General features: G+C 66.5%; 15 protein-coding genes and 1 tRNA gene. 3 read left to right on the top strand and 13 right to left on the bottom strand.

Translation table 11 applies throughout. The features are described 5' to 3' along the window. Positions 1-4: 4 nt before the first annotated feature. Entirely contained in the window at positions 5-376 is a 372-nt protein-coding gene (gene rpsL, locus O4G76_RS00930) for a 30S ribosomal protein S12 (protein WP_017930005.1), read from the bottom strand. A gap of 497 nt (positions 377-873) precedes the next feature. Here rpsL and O4G76_RS00925 point away from each other — a divergent pair, with 497 nt between their 5' ends. Together O4G76_RS00925 and O4G76_RS00920 are read left to right on the top strand one after the other, a co-directional pair. Further along, the gene (locus O4G76_RS00925; protein ID WP_269395574.1) at positions 874-2,010 is read left to right on the top strand and encodes a TauD/TfdA family dioxygenase; all 1,137 of its coding nucleotides are present in this window, start codon (positions 874-876) and stop codon (positions 2,008-2,010) included. 74 nt (positions 2,011-2,084) lie between these two features. Further along, positions 2,085-3,083, top strand: coding sequence for a glycosyltransferase family 2 protein (locus O4G76_RS00920; RefSeq protein WP_269395573.1), 999 nt, complete (start codon positions 2,085-2,087; stop codon positions 3,081-3,083). Positions 3,084-3,105: 22 nt separating this feature from the next. Here O4G76_RS00920 and O4G76_RS00915 read toward each other — a convergent pair whose 3' ends face one another. From O4G76_RS00915 to O4G76_RS00870, 10 genes are all read right to left on the bottom strand, one after another. Continuing rightward, complete coding sequence (locus O4G76_RS00915; protein WP_269395572.1) at positions 3,106-3,702, bottom strand: carboxymuconolactone decarboxylase family protein; 597 nt, start codon at positions 3,700-3,702, stop codon at positions 3,106-3,108. Positions 3,703-3,870: 168 nt separating this feature from the next. Next, the gene (gene rpoC, locus O4G76_RS00910; protein ID WP_269395571.1) at positions 3,871-8,112 is read right to left on the bottom strand and encodes a DNA-directed RNA polymerase subunit beta'; all 4,242 of its coding nucleotides are present in this window, start codon (positions 8,110-8,112) and stop codon (positions 3,871-3,873) included. 73 nt (positions 8,113-8,185) lie between these two features. Next, positions 8,186-12,325, bottom strand: coding sequence for a DNA-directed RNA polymerase subunit beta (rpoB, locus tag O4G76_RS00905; protein WP_269395570.1), 4,140 nt, complete (start codon positions 12,323-12,325; stop codon positions 8,186-8,188). Between the two features lie 248 nt (positions 12,326-12,573). Continuing rightward, a complete protein-coding gene (gene rplL, locus O4G76_RS00900; protein WP_085894993.1) occupies positions 12,574-12,951 on the bottom strand; it encodes a 50S ribosomal protein L7/L12 in 378 nt (125 codons plus the stop codon). A gap of 69 nt (positions 12,952-13,020) precedes the next feature. Next, on the bottom strand, positions 13,021-13,533 hold the full coding sequence (rplJ, locus tag O4G76_RS00895) for a 50S ribosomal protein L10 (protein WP_269395569.1): 513 nt from the start codon (positions 13,531-13,533) through the stop codon (positions 13,021-13,023). 255 nt (positions 13,534-13,788) lie between these two features. Continuing rightward, positions 13,789-14,490 carry a 50S ribosomal protein L1 gene (rplA, locus tag O4G76_RS00890; RefSeq protein ID WP_269395568.1) on the bottom strand — a complete coding sequence of 234 codons (702 nt, stop codon included), beginning with the start codon at positions 14,488-14,490 and terminating at the stop codon, positions 13,789-13,791. A 4-nt stretch (positions 14,491-14,494) separates the two neighbouring features. Beyond that, positions 14,495-14,947, bottom strand: coding sequence for a 50S ribosomal protein L11 (gene rplK, locus O4G76_RS00885; protein ID WP_269395567.1), 453 nt, complete (start codon positions 14,945-14,947; stop codon positions 14,495-14,497). Between the two features lie 416 nt (positions 14,948-15,363). Next, positions 15,364-15,897 (bottom strand): transcription termination/antitermination protein NusG, encoded by a 534-nt coding sequence (nusG, locus tag O4G76_RS00880; RefSeq protein WP_085894997.1) that lies wholly within the window; start codon positions 15,895-15,897, stop codon positions 15,364-15,366. A 184-nt stretch (positions 15,898-16,081) separates the two neighbouring features. Next, a complete protein-coding gene (secE, locus tag O4G76_RS00875; RefSeq protein ID WP_045320283.1) occupies positions 16,082-16,282 on the bottom strand; it encodes a preprotein translocase subunit SecE in 201 nt (66 codons plus the stop codon). 79 nt (positions 16,283-16,361) lie between these two features. After that, positions 16,362-16,437 (bottom strand) — tRNA-Trp (locus O4G76_RS00870). A 138-nt stretch (positions 16,438-16,575) separates the two neighbouring features. Between O4G76_RS00870 and O4G76_RS00865 the strand changes: the two genes are divergently transcribed. Then, positions 16,576-17,265: a lysophospholipid acyltransferase family protein gene (locus O4G76_RS00865; RefSeq protein WP_269395566.1), complete on the top strand. Its 690-nt coding sequence runs from the start codon at positions 16,576-16,578 to the stop codon at positions 17,263-17,265. 91 nt (positions 17,266-17,356) lie between these two features. Here the strand turns inward: O4G76_RS00865 and tuf are convergent, their stop codons facing one another. Both tuf and O4G76_RS00855 read right to left on the bottom strand, forming a co-directional pair. Next, positions 17,357-18,532 (bottom strand): elongation factor Tu, encoded by a 1,176-nt coding sequence (gene tuf / locus O4G76_RS00860; protein WP_269395565.1) that lies wholly within the window; start codon positions 18,530-18,532, stop codon positions 17,357-17,359. A 140-nt stretch (positions 18,533-18,672) separates the two neighbouring features. Further along, complete coding sequence (locus O4G76_RS00855; protein WP_269395564.1) at positions 18,673-20,991, bottom strand: DNA topoisomerase IV subunit A; 2,319 nt, start codon at positions 20,989-20,991, stop codon at positions 18,673-18,675. Between the last annotated feature and the right edge of the window lie 72 nt (positions 20,992-21,063).

The following is a 21,063-nucleotide window of genomic DNA, read 5'->3' as shown; positions in this document are numbered from 1 at the left end:
CTCCTTACTTCGGACGCTTCGCGCCGTACTTCGAGCGGCGCTGCTTGCGGTTCTTGACCCCTTGGGTGTCAAGCACGCCGCGGAGGATGTGGTAACGGACGCCCGGAAGGTCTTTCACCCGGCCGCCACGGATCAGGACCACCGAGTGCTCCTGAAGGTTGTGGCTTTCGCCCGGGATGTAGCTGATGACCTCGAAGCCATTGGTCAGACGCACCTTGGCGACTTTCCGCATGGCCGAGTTCGGCTTCTTCGGCGTCGTGGTGTACACCCGAGTGCACACGCCACGCTTTTGCGGGCAGGACTCGAGGTGCTGCGACTTGGACTTGGTGACTTTCGGCTGCCGCGGCTTGCGGATCAGCTGCTGGATCGTTGGCATTGGGCGTCTTTCCCCGTTTCCTGCACATGTGTCACGGACCGGACGGCCCGCCGATTTCGATTCCTCGCACTTCACGCGTCCGTAAAGCACAAAAACCCGCGAACGCGCCCCTCTTCCGGACACGATGCGGTGGGTCTCCAGAGGATCGGGGCGCAAGGCCCGGATCGTGACCACTTCAGCTCTGATATCAGGGCGGAAAGCGGACTGCCCCCTGCCCAAGTGGTGGCCGTATAGGGGGAGTCGCGGAGGGTGTCAACTGCGCCGGGGGCCACCCGTTACTAGGGCCGCCCCGGAGCCGCGATGACAGGCGTTCGCGCCCATGCTAGTCTGCCCGCCGGAGATCGTTTCAGCCAGATGGAAAGGGCCGGGCCGCAGATGTGTGTCGTTCTGGGAAGGCGTCCGGGCCATCCGCATGCGAAGGCCTATGACTGGTGGCCGCCGCCAAGGCAAGCCGTGCCGACCAAGACCGATTCCCACTGACATCACGGAGACGATCCATGCCACAGATGGCACGAGCGCGCCTCGAGGCGCGGCAACTCTGGCTCGACTGGGCCGATGGCGGCAGCGATGCCTTTCCCTATATCTGGCTGCGGGATACCGACCCGGCCGGGTTTCACCCGCGCACCGGCGAGCGGGTCTTCGACCTGACCTCGGTGCCGCTCGATCTCGCGCCCGTGGCGGCGCGGGTGGAGGACGAGGCGCTGGTGCTGGACTGGCCCGGTGACGCCGCACCGAGCCGGTTCGACCTGAACTGGCTGCGCGAGAACCGCCCGGGCCGGCGGCGGCCCGACCCGGCCCATATCCCCGCGAGCAGCTGGCGCGGCGATCTTGGCGCGGCCGGGATACCGCGCTCCCGCGCCTCGGATGTCGCCGAGAGCGACGCGGCCCTCGCCGACTGGCTGCGGCGCAGCAAGGCCATGGGCCTCTCGATCGTCGAGGGCCTGGCGGACGACGTCGAGGCGGGCTGCCGCATCGCCCGGCGCATCGGTTTCCTGCGCGAGACCAATTTCGGCGTCACCTTCGAGGTGGTCTCGAAGCCCGACCCGAACAACCTCGCATACACCGCGGATGCGCTGCCGCTGCATACCGACCTGACCAACCAGGAGCTGCCGCCGGGCTGGCAATTCCTGCACTGTCTCGCCAACGAGGCCGAAGGCGGCGGCTCGGTGTTCTGCGACGGCGTCGCCGTGGCCGAGGATCTGGCGCTCGAGGACCCCGAGGGGTTCGAGCTTCTCGCCAGCGTCGACATCCCGTTCCGCTTCCACGATGCGGAGACCGACATCCGGGCCCGCAAGACGGTGATCCGGCGCGGCGAAGGCGGCCGCGTCGAGGAGATCTGCTTCAACGCGCATCTGGCGGACATCCTCGACATCGATCCGGCGATCATGCCGGACTACTACGCCGCCTATCGTCGGCTGATGCAGATGACCCGCGACCCGGCCTATCTGGTGACGCTGAAGCTGAAGGCCGGCGAGATGGTGGTGTTCGACAATCGCCGCGTCCTGCATGGGCGCGCCGCCTTCGACCCCTCGACCGGCTTTAGGCACCTGCGCGGCTGCTATGTAGACCGGGGCGAGTTCGACAGCCGGATGCGGGTGCTCGCCCGCGCCTCCGCCCGGACCGAACCCGCCTAAGGATAGGCGGAGGGCGCCAGGTGCGCCCTCCACCCGGGGTGGACGGTCGCAGCCATCCGTGCATCATCGGCCGCATGTCCGATCCTTCCGAACGCTTTCTCGTCTTTGCCGGCATGCGCGACGAGGGCGCGTTCCTCGTCGAATGGATCTCATGGTACCGGATGCTGGGCTTCGAGATCCTCGTCGGGGTCAATGACTGCACCGACCACTCCCCTGCCCTGCTCGACGCCTTCGCACAGGCGGGCTGGCTGCGATGGTTCGAGCACCGCCCGCCGGAGGGCACACCGCCCAAGCAATCCGCGCATCGTCACGCGCAGCGGCACCCCGCCACGGCCAAGACCGACTGGCTGCTGATCTGCGATGTGGACGAGTTCCTCGTGCTGCACCGGGGCGACGGCACGATCGCATCCTATCTCGACGATCTGGGCCGGGACTTCCTGGGGGTCGCGTTCCACTGGCAGTGCTTCGGCACGGGTGGCTGGAAGCGCTACCAGCCGGGCCTCGTGCATCGGCAGTTCCGGCGGCGCGGCCCCTCGCAGCGCCCCGCCAACGTCATGGTCAAGACGCTGTTCCGCACCCCGCGCCGCTTCGGACGCTGGAGCGATCACATGCCCTGGGCGTTCGACGGGGAATGGGACCGGGGCAGGAACCGCATCGTCGACAGCGAAGGGCGGATCATCGAGGAGCTTCTCACCGGTCCGCATCCGGTCCGCTATACCGATGTCTCACAGGTGACGCATCGCTATGCGCAGATGAACCATTACGTGCTGCGCTCGGTCGAACAGTTCGAGGCCAAGCGCGGTACGCTCTCGGCCACGGCGGCCAAGGACCGCTATACGCAGGCGTTCTTCGAGACGCGCGACCGCAACGGGCGACGGGATCTCTCGGCGCTGGCCCATGCCACGGCCTTCGACCGCGTTCATGCCGAGGCGATGGCCCTGCCCGGCGTCGCACGGCTGCATCACCTGTGCTGCGCCGATCTGGTGGCGCGGCTCTGCGCGCATCAGGGCCGCGCGCCGCAGGACGATCGAAGATGGCGTGCGGAGATCGCGGCAGCCGAGACGGCGGGTTGAGTGTTTCACGTGTGGCGGCGGCCTAGTCCTCGGGTTCCTGGATCGCCCGCCCCCGTGCCAAGGCCGTGCGCAGCGCCTCGGGCAGTTCCATGAAGGCCGGGTCGGGCTGCGTGCCGAGCGCGTCGAGATACTTGCTGAAATAGCAGCGAAGCGCCGCCGCCGCGGCGGCCTGTGCGATCTCATCCTCCGACAGCCCATGCGCCCTGAGCCCCGCGATCCGCGCCGGGCCGATCGCCGTGGCATCCTCGACGATATCGGCGGCATAGCCCATCAGATCGGCCTCCTGCGGGGTGATCGAGGTATGGCCCCGCTCGGTCGCGATCCGCTCCAGCTCTTCGGGTGTCATGCCGTTGTCGAGCAACACCTTGCCATGGGCCAGCGCGCAGTACGAGCTGCGCAGCGCCAGCGCGGCGGCCAGCGTGACCAGCTCGTAGCGCCGCAGCCCCATCCGTTTCTTGAGCGCCGACGTCATGGCCTCGAAATGATCCGCCAGTTCCGGCAACCGCACGCAGGTCCGGTGCAGGTTGTATATCTGCCCATGCTGTTTCTTGGCAGCGGCATAATAGGCGGCGGCGGGGCCGGACGCCTCCGCCTCCCCGATTTCGGCGATGAAGCTCATCTGCGCCTCCATGACAGGACCATGGGCCCGGCCGAGCGGCCATGGGCCCCCACATACAGTATCCGCCCGCGCGGCGATCCTGCCAACGGGCATGCGCGGAGCCCGCAGCGAAAAAAGGCCCCCGGTTTCCCGGGGGCCCTTCGGCGTTTCACGATGATCGGCCGGCGATCAGTCGCGGCTGTCCTCGGCGCGGGCCGAGATCGTGTCGAACTGGTCGTCCGACATCGGCTGCTCCGAGGGAGCCGCCAGCGCCGCGGCCTGCTCGGCGGCCTCGCGCTTCTGCTCGATCACCGAATGATCGCGGTCGTGGGCGATCTTGCGGACGCGGCTGGTCGCGCCGCCGGTACCCGCCGGGATCAGGCGGCCGACGATGACGTTCTCCTTGAGACCCACCAGCTTGTCGCGCTTGCCCTGGACCGAAGCCTCGGTGAGCACGCGGGTGGTTTCCTGGAACGACGCCGCCGAGATGAAGCTGCGGGTCTGCAGCGACGCCTTGGTGATGCCGAGCAGGACCGGCACGCCCTGCGCCGGACGGCCGCCCTTGGAGATCGCCTTCTCGTTGGCCTCGTCGAACTCGGCCTTGTCGACATGCTCGCCCTTCAGCAGCGTGCTCTCACCCGAGTCCATGATCTCGATCTTCTGCAGCATCTGGCGAACGATCACCTCGATGTGCTTGTCGTTGATCTTCACGCCCTGCAGTCGATAGACGTCCTGCACCTCGGCGATCATGTAGTCGGCCAGAGCCTCGACGCCCATGATGGCGAGGATGTCGTGCGGCGCGGGGTTGCCGTCCATGATGTAGTCACCCTTCTGCACGAAGTCGCCTTCCTGCACCGGGATGTGCTTGCCCTTGGGCACCATGTACTCGACCTTGTCGCGCCCTTCCTCAGTGGGCTCGATCGCGATGCGACGCTTGTTCTTGTAGTCCTTGCCAAAGCGCACATAGCCATCGATCTCGGCGATGATCGCGTGGTCCTTGGGACGACGTGCCTCGAACAGTTCCGCCACCCGCGGCAGACCGCCGGTGATGTCCTTGGTCTTGGCGCCCTCGCGCGGGATCCGCGCCACCACGTCGCCGGCCTGGATCTGCTGGCCGTCCTCGACCGAGAGGATCGCGTCCACCGACATCGGGTAGGTCACCGGGTTGCCGCTGTCGGTGCGGACCGGTTCGCCATCCTCGCCCACCACGATGATCTCGGGCTTGAGCTCGTTGCCCTTGGGCACCGAACGCCAATCCGTGACGATCCGCTGGGTCATGCCGGTCGCGTCGTCGGTGTCCTCGCGCACGGCGATGCCGTTCACCAAGTCGACGAAGCGCACGGTACCGGCCTTCTCGGCGATGATCGGCAGGGTGTAGGGGTCCCACTCGAACATCTTCTCGCCGCGCTTCACCTCGGCGCCTTCCTTGAGGAAGACCTTGGTGCCGTAGCCGATCTTGTGGCTGGCGCGCTCCTCGCCATCCTCGCCCATGATCGCGATGACCATGTTGCGGCCCATGACGATCTGCTCGCCCGCGGCGTTCTCGAGGAGGTTGGCGTTGCGGAACTCCACCTTGCCCGACTGGCTTGCCTCGAGGAAGGACTGCTGGCCACCCTGTGCCACGCCGCCGATGTGGAAGGTCCGCATCGTCAGCTGGGTGCCCGGCTCGCCGATCGACTGCGCCGCGATGATGCCCACGGCCTCGCCCTGGTTCACCATGGTGCCGCGCGCGAGGTCACGCCCGTAGCACATCGCGCAGACGCCGTCCTCGGCCTCGCAGGTGAGCGGGCTGCGGATGCGCATCTTCTGCACCGCGGCCTGCTCGATCAGGTCGGCCTTGCGCTCGTCGATGAGCTCGCCCGCCGCGACCAGCACCTCGTCGGTGCCGGGCTTGAGCACGTCGTCGGCCGAGACCCGGCCCAGCACGCGCTCGGAGAGCGGCGAGACCACCTCGCCGTCATTGACCGCCGCTTCCGCGGTGATCGCCCGGTCGGTGCCGCAGTCGTGCTCGCGCACGATGCAGTCCTGCGCCACGTCGACGAGACGACGGGTCAGGTAGCCCGAGTTCGCGGTCTTGAGCGCGGTGTCCGACAGACCTTTCCGCGCGCCGTGGGTCGAGTTGAAGTACTCGAGCACGGTCAGGCCTTCCTTGAAGTTCGAGATGATCGGCGTCTCGATGATCTCGCCCGACGGCTTGGCCATCAGGCCGCGCATGCCGCCCAGCTGCTTCATCTGGGTGACCGAGCCACGCGCACCGGAGTGGGCCATCATGTAGACCGAGTTGGGCTCGGCCTCGGCACCGGTCTCGTCCTTCTTGTTGGCCGAGATGGTGGTCATCATCGCTTCGGTGACCTTGTCGTTGCACTTCGACCAGGCGTCCACGACCTTGTTGTACTTTTCGCCCTGGGTGATCAGGCCGTCCATGTACTGCTGCTCGAAATCCTTGACCTGGTCGCGGGTCTCGTCGACCAGCGTCCACTTCGCGTCGGGGATGACCATGTCGTCCTTGCCGAAGGAGATGCCCGCCTTGAAGGCCTCCTTGAAGCCCGCAGACATGATCTGGTCACAGAAGATGACCGACTCCTTCTGGCCGCAATAGCGGTAGACGGTGTCGATGACCTGCTGGACTTCCTTCTTGCGCAGCAGGCGGTTCAGCAGCTCGAACGGCGCCTTGGCGTTGAGCGGCAGCAGACCGCCGAGCCGCAGGCGGCCCGGGGTGGTCTCGAAGCGCTTGACGACCTCGTTGCCCTCTTCGTCGATCTGCTTGATCCGCGCGGTGATCTTGGCGTGCAGATGCACCTCGCCGGCGTTCAGCGCGTGCTCGACCTCGTCGATCGAGTTGAACGACATGCCCTCGCCCTTCATGCCTTCACGCATGATGGTCGTGTAGTAGAGGCCGAGAACCATGTCCTGCGACGGCACGATGATCGGCGCGCCGTTGGCGGGCGACAGCACGTTGTTCGTGGACATCATCAGGACACGCGCTTCCAGCTGGGCTTCCAGCGAGAGCGGCACGTGCACGGCCATCTGGTCACCGTCGAAGTCGGCGTTGAAGGCCGAGCAGACCAGCGGGTGAAGCTGGATCGCCTTGCCCTCGATCAGCTGCGGCTCGAAGGCCTGGATGCCGAGACGGTGCAGGGTGGGCGCGCGGTTGAGCATCACAGGATGCTCGCGGATCACCTCGTCGAGGATGTCCCAGACCTCGGGCCGCTCCTTCTCAACCAGCTTCTTCGCCTGCTTCACGGTCGAGGAGAGGCCCTTGGCCTCCAGCCGCGAGTAGATGAAGGGCTTGAACAGCTCGAGCGCCATCTTCTTGGGCAGGCCGCACTGGTGCAGCTTCAGCTCGGGGCCGGTCACGATGACCGAACGGCCCGAGAAGTCGACCCGCTTGCCCAGAAGGTTCTGGCGGAAGCGGCCCTGCTTGCCCTTGAGCATGTCCGAGAGCGACTTCAGCGGACGCTTGTTGGCGCCGGTGATGACGCGGCCGCGGCGGCCGTTGTCGAACAGCGCGTCCACGGATTCCTGCAGCATCCGCTTCTCGTTGCGCACGATGATGTCGGGCGCGCGCAGCTCGATGAGCCGCTTGAGGCGGTTGTTGCGGTTGATCACCCGGCGATACAGGTCGTTGAGGTCCGAGGTCGCGAAGCGGCCGCCATCGAGCGGCACCAGCGGGCGCAGCTCGGGCGGGATCACCGGGATCACGGTCAGCACCATCCACTCGGGACGGTTGCCGCTTTCGATGAAGCTCTCGACGATCTTCAGGCGCTTGATGATCTTCTTGGGCTTCAGCTCGCCGGTCGCCTCCTTGAGGTCGGCGCGCAGCTGTTCGGCCTCGCCCTCGAGGTCGATCTGGGCCAGCATCTCGCGGATCGCCTCGGCGCCGATATTGGCCGAAAACGCGTCTGCGCCGTACTGGTCCTGCGCGTCGAGGAACTGCTCCTCGGTCATCAGCTGGCCATAGGTCAGGTCGGTGAGACCCGGCTCGATGACGACGTAGTTCTCGAAGTAGAGGATCCGCTCGAGATCACGAAGCGTCATGTCCAGCATGAGGCCGATCCGGCTCGGGAGCGACTTCAGGAACCAGATATGGGCGACGGGCGCGGCCAGCTCGATATGGCCCATGCGCTCGCGACGGACCTTCTGCAGCGTCACCTCGACGCCGCATTTCTCGCAGACGACGCCGCGATACTTCATGCGCTTGTACTTGCCGCACAGGCATTCGTAGTCCTTGATCGGCCCGAAGATGCGGGCGCAGAACAGGCCGTCGCGCTCGGGCTTGAAGGTCCGGTAGTTGATCGTCTCGGGCTTCTTGATCTCACCGAAGGACCAGCTGAGGATCCGTTCCGGCGAGGCCAGCGATACCTTGATCTCGTCGAAGGTCTTGGCCGGGGTCAGCGGATTGAACGGGTTGTTCGTGAGTTCCTGGTTCATTTCAAATCCTTGAATCTAGGCAGAGGGCGACGGCGTGCCGCGCACCCCGTCGGGGGTGCGCGGCGGAACGCCGTTACTCGTCCTCCGCGTCCAGGAGTTCCATGTTGAGGCCAAGGCCCCGGACTTCCTTCACGAGGACGTTGAACGATTCCGGCACGCCGGCCTCGAAGTTGTCCTCGCCCTTGACGATGCTCTCATAGACCTTGGTCCGGCCCGCCACGTCGTCCGACTTCACGGTCAGCATTTCCTGCAGCGTGTAGGCGGCGCCGTAGGCTTCCAGTGCCCAGACCTCCATCTCGCCGAAGCGCTGGCCGCCGAACTGCGCCTTGCCGCCCAGCGGCTGCTGGGTGACGAGGCTGTACGGCCCGGTCGAACGCGCGTGGATCTTGTCGTCCACGAGGTGGTGCAGCTTGAGCAGGTACTTCACGCCCACCGTCACCTTGCGCGAGAACTTCTCGCCGGTGCGGCCGTCGAACAGGTCCGACTGGCCCGAGCTGTCGAAGCCGGCGCGCTTGAGCGCGTCGTTGACGTCGGGCTCCTTGGCGCCGTCGAAGACCGGGGTGGCGATCGGAACGCCGCGATGCACGTTGGTCGCGATCTCGGCGACGCGCTCCTCGTCCATGCCGGCGATGCCCTCTTCGTAGACATCGTCGCCATAGGCGATGCGCAGCGCCTCGCGCACCGGGGTGAGATCACCCGAGCGGCGATACTCCTGCAGCGCCTCGTCGACCTGGATGCCGAGGCCGCGCGCGGCCCAGCCCATGTGGGTCTCGAGGATCTGACCGACGTTCATGCGCGACGGCACGCCCAGCGGGTTGAGGCAGAAGTCGACCGGCGTGCCGTCGGCGAGGAACGGCATGTCCTCCATCGGCACGACGCGGGAGATGACGCCCTTGTTGCCGTGACGGCCGGCCATCTTGTCGCCCGGCTGCAGCTTGCGCTTCACCGCGACGAAGACCTTGACCATCTTCATCACGCCCGGCGGCAGGTCGTCGCCACGACGCACCTTCTCGACCTTGTCCTCGAACCGCGCGTCGAGCGTACGCTTCTGGATCTCGTACTGCTCGTTGAGCGCCTCGACGATCTTGGCGTCGTCCTCGTCCTCGAGGGCGAGCTGCCACCACTGGCCGCGCGACAGCGTGCCCAGCAGTTCCTCGTCGATGGTCGAACCGGCCTTGACGCCGCGCGGCCCCTTCACCGCGGTCTTGCCGAGGATCAGGTCCTTGAGACGCGCGTAGATGTTGCGGTCGAGGATCGCCAGCTCGTCGTCGCGGTCACGCGCCAGACGATCGACTTCCTCGCGCTCGATCTGCAGCGCCCGCTCGTCCTTGTCGACGCCGTGGCGGTTGAACACTCGGACCTCGACGATGGTGCCGAAATCGCCCGGCGGCAGACGCAGCGAGGTGTCGCGCACGTCGGAGGCCTTCTCGCCGAAGATGGCGCGAAGCAGCTTCTCTTCCGGCGTCATCGGCGATTCACCCTTCGGGGTGATCTTGCCCACGAGGATGTCGCCCGGCCCCACTTCGGCGCCGATATAGACGATGCCCGCCTCGTCGAGGTTGCGCAGGGCCTCCTCGCCGACATTGGGGATGTCGCGGGTGATCTCTTCCGGCCCGAGCTTGGTGTCGCGGGCCGCGACCTCGAATTCCTCGATGTGGATCGAGGTGAAGACGTCGTCGCGCACGATGCGCTCGGAGATCAGAATCGAGTCCTCGTAGTTGTAGCCGTTCCACGGCATGAACGCGACGACCACGTTCTTGCCGAGCGCCAGCTCGCCCATGTCGGTCGAGGGACCGTCGGCGATCACCTCGCCCTTGCCGACCCGGTCACCCACCTTCACCAGCGGACGCTGGTTGATGCAGGTGTTCTGGTTCGAACGCTGGAACTTCCGCATCCGGTAGATGTCGACCCCGGCATCGCCGAGTTCGAGATCCTCGGTGGCGCGGATCACGATCCGGGTCGCGTCGACCTGGTCGATGATGCCGCCCCGGCGCGCCATGATCGCGGCGCCCGAGTCGCGGGCCACGACCTCCTCGATGCCGGTGCCGACCAGCGGCGCCTCGGCCTGCAGCAGCGGCACGGCCTGACGCTGCATGTTCGAACCCATCAGCGCGCGGTTCGCGTCGTCGTTCTCGAGGAACGGGATCAGCGAGGCCGCGACCGAGACGAGCTGCTTCGGGCTGACGTCGATCAGGTCGACGCTCTCGGAAGGCGCGAGCATGTAGTCGCCCGACTGGCGGGTGTTCACCAGCTCGTTGACGAACTTGCCGTTCTCGTCGAGCGAAGCGTTGGCCTGGGCGACGGTGTGGCGCATCTCCTCGGTCGCCGAGAGGTAGTTCACCTCGTCGGTCACCTGCCCGTCCACGACCTTGCGGTAGGGGGTCTCGATGAAGCCGTACTTGTTCACCCGCGCAAAGGTGGCGAGCGAGTTGATCAGGCCGATGTTCGGGCCTTCCGGCGTCTCGATCGGGCACATCCGGCCGTAATGCGTCGGGTGCACGTCGCGCACCTCGAAGCCGGCGCGCTCGCGGGTCAGACCGCCCGGCCCGAGCGCCGAGAGACGACGCTTGTGCGTCACTTCCGACAGCGGGTTGGTCTGGTCCATGAACTGCGACAGCTGCGAGGAGCCGAAGAACTCGCGCACCGCGGCGGCGGCGGGCTTGGCGTTGATCAGGTCCTGCGGCATCACCGTGTCGATCTCGACCGAGGACATGCGTTCCTTGATCGCGCGCTCCATGCGGAGCAGGCCGACGCGGTACTGGTTCTCCATCAGCTCGCCGACCGAGCGCACCCGGCGGTTGCCGAGGTGGTCGATGTCGTCGATCTCGCCCTTGCCGTCACGCAGCTCCACCAGCGCCTTGATGCAGGCGACGATGTCTTCCTTGCGGAGCGTGCGCTGGCTGTCCTCGGCGTCGAGGTTCAGGCGCATGTTCATCTTCACGCGACCCACGGCCGAGAGATCGTAGCGCTCGGCGTCGAAGAACAGCGTGTCGAACAGCGCCGAGGCGGCGTCGACGGTCGGCGGCTCGCCGGGGCGCATGACCTTGTAGATCTCCATCAGCGCCGATTCGCGGTTCCAGGCCTTGTTGTCGGCGGCGACGGTGTTGCGGATGTAGGGGCCGACATTGACGTTGTCGATGTCGAGAACCGGGATGTCAGTGATGCCCGCATCCATCAGGTCCTTGAGCGTGCCGCCCGTGATCTCGCCGTCCTTGTCGGTCTCGATGGTCAGCTCGTCGCCGGCCTCGACATAGATCGCGCCGGTGTCCTCGTCGATGATGTCGCGGGCGACGAACTTGCCGACGATGTTGTTGAACGGCACCAGCAGGTCGGTGACCTTGCCCTCGTCGATCAGCTTCTTGACGGCGCGCGGCGTGACCTTGTCGCCGGCCTTGGCGATCACCTCGCCGGTGGCGGCGTCCACAAGGTCATAGGCCGGGCGGGTGCCGCGTACGCGCTCGGGGAAGAACTTGGTGACCCAGGAGCGGGCCTTCTTGTCGAAGCTGTATTCGACCGTGTTGTAATAGGCATCCATGATGCCTTCCTGGTCGAGTCCCAGCGCGTAGAGCAGCGTGGTCACGGGCAGCTTGCGGCGCCGGTCGATGCGCGCGAAGACGAGGTCCTTGGCGTCGAATTCGAAGTCGAGCCAGGAGCCGCGATAGGGGATGATCCGGCAGGCGAAGAGCAGCTTGCCCGAGGAATGCGTCTTGCCCTTGTCGTGGTCGAAGAACACGCCGGGGCTACGGTGCATCTGGGACACGATCACCCGCTCGGTCCCGTTGACGATGAAGGTGCCGTTCTGGGTCATCAGGGGCATGTCGCCCATGAAGACGTCCTGCTCCTTGATGTCCTTGACGGACTTGGCGCCGGTGTCCTCGTCGACATCGAACACGATCAGCCGCAGCGTCACCTTGAGCGGCGCGCTGTAGGTCATGTCGCGGGCCTGGCACTCCTCGACGTCGTATTTCGGCTTTTCCAGCTCGTATTTCACGAATTCGAGCGTGGCGGTCTCGTTGAAGTCCTTGATCGGAAAGACCGACTGGAACACGCCCTTGATGCCTTCGCCGTCGGTCGGCTGCGGCTGGTCACCCGATTTCAGGAACAGGTCGTAGGAGGATTTCTGCACCTCGATGAGGTTCGGCATCTCCAGCACTTCGCGGATCTTGCCGTAATACTTGCGCAAACGCTTCTGGCCGAGGAAGGACTGAGCCATGGGTGTCGTCACCTTTCAGGTCTCTGCGGATTGGCGCGACCGGCGGGGAAGGCCGCGTCATCCTTGCGAGAGGGGAGTTCCGGTCCATTCGCGATCACCGTCCCACCGATGACCTCCCGACCGTGGAACCTGCCCGAGACGAGGGTCGCGCGCGACCCCCTTCCAAGACGGGTTCGGCTGGACCCGCGAAATTCGCGGATCCAGCCAATTCTTAAGGCGTGGCGCGCTGGACGCGCGCCCGCCCGGGATCAGGCCAGCTCGACCTTGGCGCCAGCGGCTTCCAGCTTCGCCTTGATCTCTTCGGCTTCCGCCTTCGGCGCGCCTTCCTTGACCTTGCCGCCGGCCTCGACGAGGTCCTTGGCTTCTTTCAGGCCGAGGCCGGTGATGCCGCGGACTTCCTTGATCACGTTGATCTTCTGAGCGCCGGCGTCCTTCAGGACGACGTCGAACTCGGTCTTCTCCTCGGCAGCGGCGCCAGCGTCGCCACCGGCCGGGCCAGCCATCATCACGGCGCCGCCGGCGGCGGGCTCGATGCCATACTCGTCCTTGAGGATGGTTTTCAGTTCCTGCGCCTCGAGAAGGGTCAGACCAACGATCTCTTCGGCGAGTTTCTTCAGATCAGCCATTTTACTTTTCCGTTCGTTCAATTGTGTTCCAACGCGAGGGCTTTCAAGCCCCCGAGGTGTCGGGTTGCCTTAGGCAGCCTTCTCTTCGATGGTCGAGAGAATGCTTGCGATGTTGCTTGCGGGCGCGCCAATGGCACCGGCGATGTTCGATGCCGGGGCACCGATGCAGCCGACGATCGAAGCGATGAGCTCCTCACGCGACGGCATCTGGGCCACGGCCTTCACACCGGCCGGATCCAGGGCCGTGTCTCCCATCGCGCCGCCGAGGATAACCAGCTTGTCGTTGGTCTTCGCATAGGCGTCGACCACCTTGGCAGCCGCCACGGGGTCTTCGGAGTAGGAGAGCACGGTCATGCCCGTGAGGTAATCGGCGATGCTTGCGCAGGGCCTTCCCTCAAGGGCGATCTTGGCGAGCTTGTTCTTGGCAACACGCACGGACCCGCCCGCGTCACGCATTTTCGCGCGCAGGTCCTGCATCTGGGCAACCGTCATGCCTTCGTAGTGGGCAACCACCACGACGCCAGAGCTTTCAAAGATCTGGCCGAGTTCCTCGACCACTTTCTCTTTCTGGGCTCTATCCACGGTTTACTCCAAGTTTGGGGGTTTCCCCCCGGCTCTGTCTGACCCCCTGATCGTCCGGGGGCCGTTCGGGTCCGCTTCAGGGTCCCGAGGCCGCGATCGCCCGAAGGAAAGCAGTGCGCTTTCGAACGGAAATCCAACTCTCGTTTCCCATCTCGGGAAGGCCTTAGCGGGGTCTCCCCCTGCCCTCCGTCTCGGACAGGACGGGGCGCGAACGCCCCGCCATTCATCCCCGCCGCGGCAGGGGTGAAATCTCTATCAGGCCGCGCCGGTGGCCGAGGCCAGATCGACGCTGACGCCCGGGCCCATGGTCGAGGAGAGCGCCACCTTCTTGAGGTAGGTGCCCTTGGCGCCGGCCGGCTTGGCACGGCTCACCGCCTCGACGAAGGCGCGGATGTTCTCTTCGAGCTTCGAGGCTTCGAACGAGGCCTTGCCGATGCCGGCATGGATCACGCCCGCCTTCTCGACGCGGAACTGCACCTGGCCACCCTTGGCGGCGTTGACCGCATCGGCGACGTCCATGGTGACGGTGCCGATCTTCGGGTTCGGCATCAGGTTGCGCGGGCCGAGGATCTTGCCGAGGCGACCGACGATCGGCATCATGTCCGGCGTCGCGATGCAACGGTCGAACTCGATCTTGCCGGACTGCACGGTCTCCATCAGGTCCTCGGCGCCGACGATGTCGGCCCCGGCCTTCTTGGCCTCTTCGGCCTTCTCGCCACGGGCGAAGACGGCGACGCGCACGGTCTTGCCGGTGCCGTTGGGCAGGGTGACCGAGCCGCGGACCATCTGGTCGGCATGGCGCGGGTCGACGCCCAGATTCATCGCGATCTCGACGGTCTCGTCGAATTTCGCGCTGGCGTTGGACTTGATCAGCGAGATGGCTTCGGAGAGCTCGACGTTCTCCTTGCCGGCGAAGGCCTCGCGGGCGGCGCGGGTGCGTTTACCGAGTTTTGCCATGATCTTAGCCTTTCACCTCGATACCCATCGACTTGGCAGAGCCAAGGACGGTCTGCATCGCACCCTCGATCGAGGTCGCGTTCAGGTCCTTCATCTTCGCTTCCGCGATCTCGCGCACCTGGGCGAGGGTCACGGTGCCGGCGGTCTCCTTGCCAGGCTGCACGGCGCCCTTGGGGCGGTTGCGCTTGCCGACGGGCTTGAGACCGGCCGCCTTCTTGAGGAAGAACGACGCCGGCGGCGACTTGATCTCCATCGTGAAGGACTTGTCCTGGTAGTAGGTGATCACGGTCGGGCAGGGCGAACCCTTTTCCATATCCGCGGTCTTCGCATTGAAGGCCTTGCAGAATTCCATGATGTTGATGCCGCGCTGACCCAGCGCCGGACCCACCGGCGGGGACGGGTTGGCTTCGCCTGCCTTAATCTGGAGCTTCAGCTGCCCCATCACTTTCTTGGCCATCGGGCCTCTCCTTGTCGCAACACCCTCCGGACGCGTCCGGACGGCTCTGGTTGGCGTGGTGCGGCTCGACCGGGCGCGCCCGGCTCGCCTCCCACATCCGCGAGGCGCGCGTGGCGCGAATCGCGGCCGGAGATCGGCCGAAACCGTCCCCGGGGAAGGTCGCCGCATAGCCCGGCAACGGCCGGGCGTCAACCCCGCACCCGATGCCCGTCGATCGCCCTCCGCGATGAGACCCGCGGGTCGAGACCCGATCCCGAGGGCTACCCAAAGAAGTCCGCCCTTTCGAAGTGAACGGCGGAACGCCCTTCGCGACCCGATCTCTCGGCTACAGGCGATACCGCCCTACCCCGGAAACGAAGAAAGGGACCCATGAGGGCCCCTTTCGGAAAACATGACGCGTGCCGAACGGCGCGCGCTCAGCCCTGCTTGGCCACCTGGGTGAACTCCAGCTCGACCGGGGTGGCGCGACCGAAGATCGAGACCGTGACCTTGAGGCGCTGGTTGTCCTCGTCGACCTCCTCGACCAGACCGTCGAAATCCTCGAACGGGCCGTCCTTGACCTTCACCTTCTCGCCGACCTCGAAGCGAATCAGGGTGCGCGGGCTTTCCTCGCCCTCCTGCACCCGGCCGAGGATCGCCTCGACCTCGGCGTCGCGCATCGGCATCGGCCGACCCTGCGGCCCGAGGAAACCGGTAACCCGGTTGATCGAGGTGACGAGGTGGTAGCCCTTGTCGGACATCTCCATGTGCACCAACACGTAGCCGGGCATGAAGCGGCGCTCGGTCGAGACCTTCTTGCCGCGACGGACCTCGATCACCTCCTCGGTGGGGACGAGCACCTCGTCGATCACGTCCTCGAGCCCTTGCTCGGCGACCTTGGTCCTGATCTGCTCGGCGATCTTCTTCTCGAAGTTCGAGAGCACGGAAACCGAATACCAGCGTTTCGCCATGTTGCCCGACACCTTCCGTCGCAGCCGGCGAAACGCCGGAGCCTCGTTGCAATTCCCGGCCCCGATCGGGGCCTCTCAAACGGCAAAGCGGCGCGCACTCGCGCGCCGTTTCCCAAGTCCGCCGGTCAGTAGCGCCCGGCGCGGCGCAGATCAAGCCCCACGGCCCGATGCCCGATGGGCGGGATCAGCCGGCCAGCCCTTCCAGCACCGCCTGGAGACCGGAGCGGATGCCCAGATCCACGAGACTGAAGAACAGCGCGGCGACGGCGGCGAGGATGAAGATCATCACCGTGGTCAGCAGCACTTCGCGGCGGGTCGGCCAGACCACCTTGGCGATCTCGGCGCGGGTCTGCTGCGCGAACTGGACGGGGTTGGTTCTGGCCATCATCTACACCTTTCCGGGGATCGATGCGGGACATACGGGGACGCCGCGCGATCTGCAAGCGGGCGCGCCGCGGTGGTCCTGGCAGGGGCAGGGGGACTCGAACCCACGACCCTCGGTTTTGGAGACCGATGCTCTACCAACTGAGCTATACCCCTAGGACCGCCCTCCGAGTAGTCGCAATTCGCGCCGGGATCAAGGCCCCCGGAACGCATTCGGGTACCAAAGCCCCCTCCCCCGCCCTTGCCCTCGCGGCGGCGGCTTGCAAGATGCGCGGCGCAGCCCGGAGGAACCCCATGTCGATCGGCAAGAGACTGGCCAAGAGCGCCGCCGTGACCCGCGGCATGGGAGGAATCGCCCATGCATGGCTCGCGCATTGCCAGCGCAACACGTCGTGGGAGCTGCGCGGCGAGGACGCGTTGCGCGCGGCACTGGCCGAGGGTCCGGTGCTGCTGGTGCTGCGCCATTCGCGGCTGATGCTGGGGCCGTTCCACTGGCCGCGCGAGGCCGGCGATCTCTCGACCCTGCACGACACCTCCCCGATCGCGCGAATCGCCGGTGACACGCATCGTAGGCGCGGGCTGACGCCGGTGGCGATGTCGCGACGGCTTTCGAATCTCGCGATGTCGCGCATGGTGATGGAGCGGCTGCGCGCCGGGGCCAGCATCGGCATCACCGCCGACGGCCCGCTGGGCCCCGCCGGCGAGATCAACGACCCGCCGCTCGACTGGGCCCGGATCACCGGGCGACCGGTGTTCTTCTACGCCTACTCCACCGAAAGGCAGAGCCGGGCGAACAGCTGGGACCGGCTGCTGCTGCCGCGCCCGGGTGGCCGCGGCGCGGTGGTGTTCCGGCCCTGGGACCGGCAGATGCCGCGCAAGGCGGATGAAGCGGCGCGCGAGGCGGCACGGGCCGCGATGAAGGCGGCGCTCGACGCGACCACGGCCGAGGCCGACGCGATGCTGGGCCTGCCCCCGGGCGACTGAGCCCCACCCCTCGAACGCGAAAAGGGCCGCCCCTCGGGGCGGCCCTCCGATCCTGGCGGGACCGGGCGGCGATACCGCCCGGAAACCGGGATCACTCGATGATTTTCGACACGACACCGGCGCCGACGGTGCGGCCGCCTTCGCGGATGGCGAAGCGCAGGCCGTCTTCCATGGCGATCGGCGCGATCAGCTCGACGTTGAACTTCAGGTTGTCGCCGGGCATCACCATCTCGGTGCCCTCGGGGAGGACGACGGTGCCGGTGACGTCGGTGGTCCGGAAGTAGAACTGCGGGCGGTAGTTCGCGAAGAACGGGGTGTGGCGGCCGCCCTCTTCCTTGGTGAGGATGTAGGCCTCGGCCTCGAACTTGGTGTGCGGCGCCACCGACTTGGGCTTGCACAGCACCTGGCCGCGCTCGACGCCGTCACGGTCGATGCCGCGCAGCAGCACGCCGACGTTGTCGCCCGCCTCGCCGCGGTCGAGCAGCTTGCGGAACATCTCGACGCCGGTGCAGGTCGACTTCTTGGTGTCGCGGATGCCGACGATCTCGATCTCGTCGCCGACATTGATCACGCCACGCTCGACGCGGCCGGTCACCACGGTGCCGCGGCCGGAGATCGAGAACACGTCCTCGATCGGCATCAGGAACGGCAGGTCGACGGCGCGCGCCGGGGTCGGGATGTACTCGTCGACCGCCTTCAGCAGCGCCTTGATCGAGTTCTCGCCGATCTCCTCGTCGCGGCCTTCCATGGCGGCGAGCGCCGAGCCCTTGATGATCGGGATGTCGTCGCCCGGGTAGTCGTAGGACGACAGCAGCTCGCGGATTTCCATCTCGACGAGCTCGAGCAGCTCCTCGTCATCCACCTGGTCGACCTTGTTCATGTAGACGACCATGTAGGGGATGCCCACCTGGCGACCGAGCAGGATGTGCTCGCGGGTCTGCGGCATCGGGCCGTCGGCGGCGTTCACCACCAGGATCGCGCCGTCCATCTGCGCCGCGCCGGTGATCATGTTCTTCACGTAGTCGGCGTGGCCGGGGCAGTCGACGTGGGCGTAGTGCCGCGTCTCGGTCTCGTACTCGACATGCGCGGTCGAGATGGTGATCCCGCGGGCCTTCTCCTCCGGCGCGCCGTCGATCTGGTCGTAGGCGCGGAAGTCACCGAAATACTTGGTGATCGCCGCCGTCAGCGTCGTCTTGCCGTGGTCCACGTGACCGATGGTCCCGATGTTCACGTGCGGTTTGGTGCGTTCGAATTTTGCCTTGGCCATCTGCGCTGGCGCCTCGCGTGTTCGGGGGCCTCCCTGGCCCGGTTCGACATCGCGGGCGATGTATTTGCATCGGAGAGGGAAATCAAGCGCCAAGAGGCGCGCGGCTTGCACCGCGCGCCTCTTCCCCCGACGAAACGGGATCAGTTGAAGCGGTTGTCGCGCGGGAAGCCGCGCGGCGCCATGCGCCCGGCGGTGGCGCGCTTGGCGGTCCAGTCGGCGAGGTCGCTCTCGGTCCGGGTTCGGCCCGCCGGATCCTTCCAGGACAGCCCCGCCTCCAGCACGAAGGTGGTGGCGTCCGAGAGGCCGCCATCCTTGTACTTCTGCAGCCGCACGCCCTTGCCCCGGGTCATCTCGGGCAGTTCGTCGAGCGGGAACACCAGCACCTTGCGGTTGTCGCCCACCACGGCGACGGCATCCCCGGTGACCGGCTTGCAGATCTTCGCCACCACCTCGTCCTTGACGTTCAGCACCTGCTTGCCGGCGCGGGTCTGCGCCAGCACCTCGTCCTCGTTGACGATGAAGCCGTCACCCGCCGAGGAGGCGACCAGAAGTCGCCGCTCCGGACGGTAGAGATGCAGCGCCACGATCTGCGCCTCGTTCGGCAGGTCGACCATCAGGCGCAGCGGCTCGCCCATGCCGCGCCCGCCGGGCAGGCTGCTGGCCGAGACGGTGTAGAAACGCCCGTTCGAGCCGAACACCAAGAGCCGGTCGGTGGTCTCGGCATGCAGCACGAAGCGGCCCTTGTCGCCATCCTTGAACTTCAGCTCGCTGTCGAGCGCGATATGGCCCTTCATCGCGCGGATCCAGCCCATCTCGGAGCAGACGATGGTGATCGGCTCGCGCTCGATCATCGCCTCGATCGGCACGTCGGGGATCTCGGTGCCCTCGGCGAAACCGGTGCGTCGCTGGCCGCCGGGCGAGGCATGGCCCATCAGCTTGCGGGTCTCGCGCAGCTGGTCGGCGATCGACTTCCACTGCTTGTCCTCGGAGGCGAGCAGGTCCTCGAGCCCGGCCCGCTCCTGCATCAGCGCGTCCTGCTCCTTGAGAAGCTCCAGCTCCTCCAGCCGGCGCAGGCTCCTGAGCCGCATGTTGAGAATCGCCTCGGCCTGCACCTCGGTGAGGCCACCGCCGCCAAGGCTCTCGGTCAGCGGCGAGCGGTAGTCGCGCTCGGAGACGGCGCGGACGTGGTCGCGGTCCCAGTCCTCGGCCATCAGCGCCTGTTTGGGCTGATCGTCGTAGCGGATGATGTCGATCACCCGGTCGAGGTTGAGGAAGGCGGTGATGAAGCCCTCGAGCACCTCGAGCCGGTGGTCGATCTTTTCCAACCGGTGCTGCGAGCGGCGCTGCAGCACCTCGCGCCGGTGATCGAGGAAGGCGCGCAACACCTCCTTCAGCGAGCAGACCTTGGGCGTCAGCCCGTCGATCAGCACGTTCATGTTGAGACCGAAGCGGATCTCGAGATCGCTGTTCTTGAACAGCATCCCCATCATCATCTCGGGCTCGACCGTCTTGGCGCGCGGCTCCAGCACGATGCGCACATCCTCGGCGCTCTCGTCGCGCACATCCGCCAGAAGCGGGATCTTGCGGGTCTGGATCAGCTCGGCAAGGCGCTCGATCAGCTTCGACTTCTGCACCTGGTAGGGGATCTCGGTGACCACCACCTGCCACTGGCCGCGGCCGAGCTCCTCGACCTCCCAGCGCGCGCGCAGCCGGAACGAGCCCCGCCCGGTGCGGTAGGCCGTGAGGATGTTCTCGCGCGGCTCGACCAGCACGCCGCCGGTCGGGAAGTCGGGGCCGGGCACGAGATCGACGAGCTTCTCGTCGGAGACGCCCGGCGTCTTGATCATGTAGAGGCAAGCCTCGATCAGCTCGTGCAGATTGTGCGGCGGGATGTTGGTCGCCATGCCGACCGCGATGCCGGACGAGCCGTTGGCGAGCAGGTTCGGGAAGGCCGCGGGCATCACGACGGGCTCTTCGAGCGTACCGTCGTAGTTCGGACGGAAATCGACCGCGTTCTCGGTCAGCCCTTCCATCAGCGCCTCGGCGGCCGCCGTGAGGCGGGCCTCGGTGTAGCGTGCGGCGGCCGGGTTGTCGCCGTCGATGTTGCCAAAGTTGCCCTGCCCGTCCACGAGCGGGTAGCGCACCGCGAAATCCTGCGCGAGGCGGGCCATCGCATCGTAGATCGCGGCGTCGCCATGCGGGTGATAGTTGCCCATCACGTCGCCAGAGATCTTCGCGGATTTGCGGAAGCCCCCGGTCGAGGAGAGCTTCAATTCGCGCATCGCATAGAGGATGCGGCGGTGCACGGGCTTCAGCCCGTCGCGCGCATCGGGCAGCGCCCGGTTCATGATCGTGGAGAGCGCATAGCTCAGATAACGCTCGCCTATGGCACGGCGCAGCGGCTCGGTCAGGTCCTGCTCCGGCAGGGCCGGGAGGGCGTCGTCAAGGGGGTCTGGCATGAAAAGCTTCCTATCGACGGGAACCATCGGCGTAAAGTCGCGGTTGGGCAGGCAACGGATCAGCGAGATCCT

The organism is Limimaricola sp. G21655-S1 (genome assembly GCF_027213785.1).
Lineage (GTDB): Bacteria > Pseudomonadota > Alphaproteobacteria > Rhodobacterales > Rhodobacteraceae > Limimaricola.
Note: the sequence above shows the minus strand (reverse complement) of the source record. Positions and strands in the feature narration are given on the sequence as shown.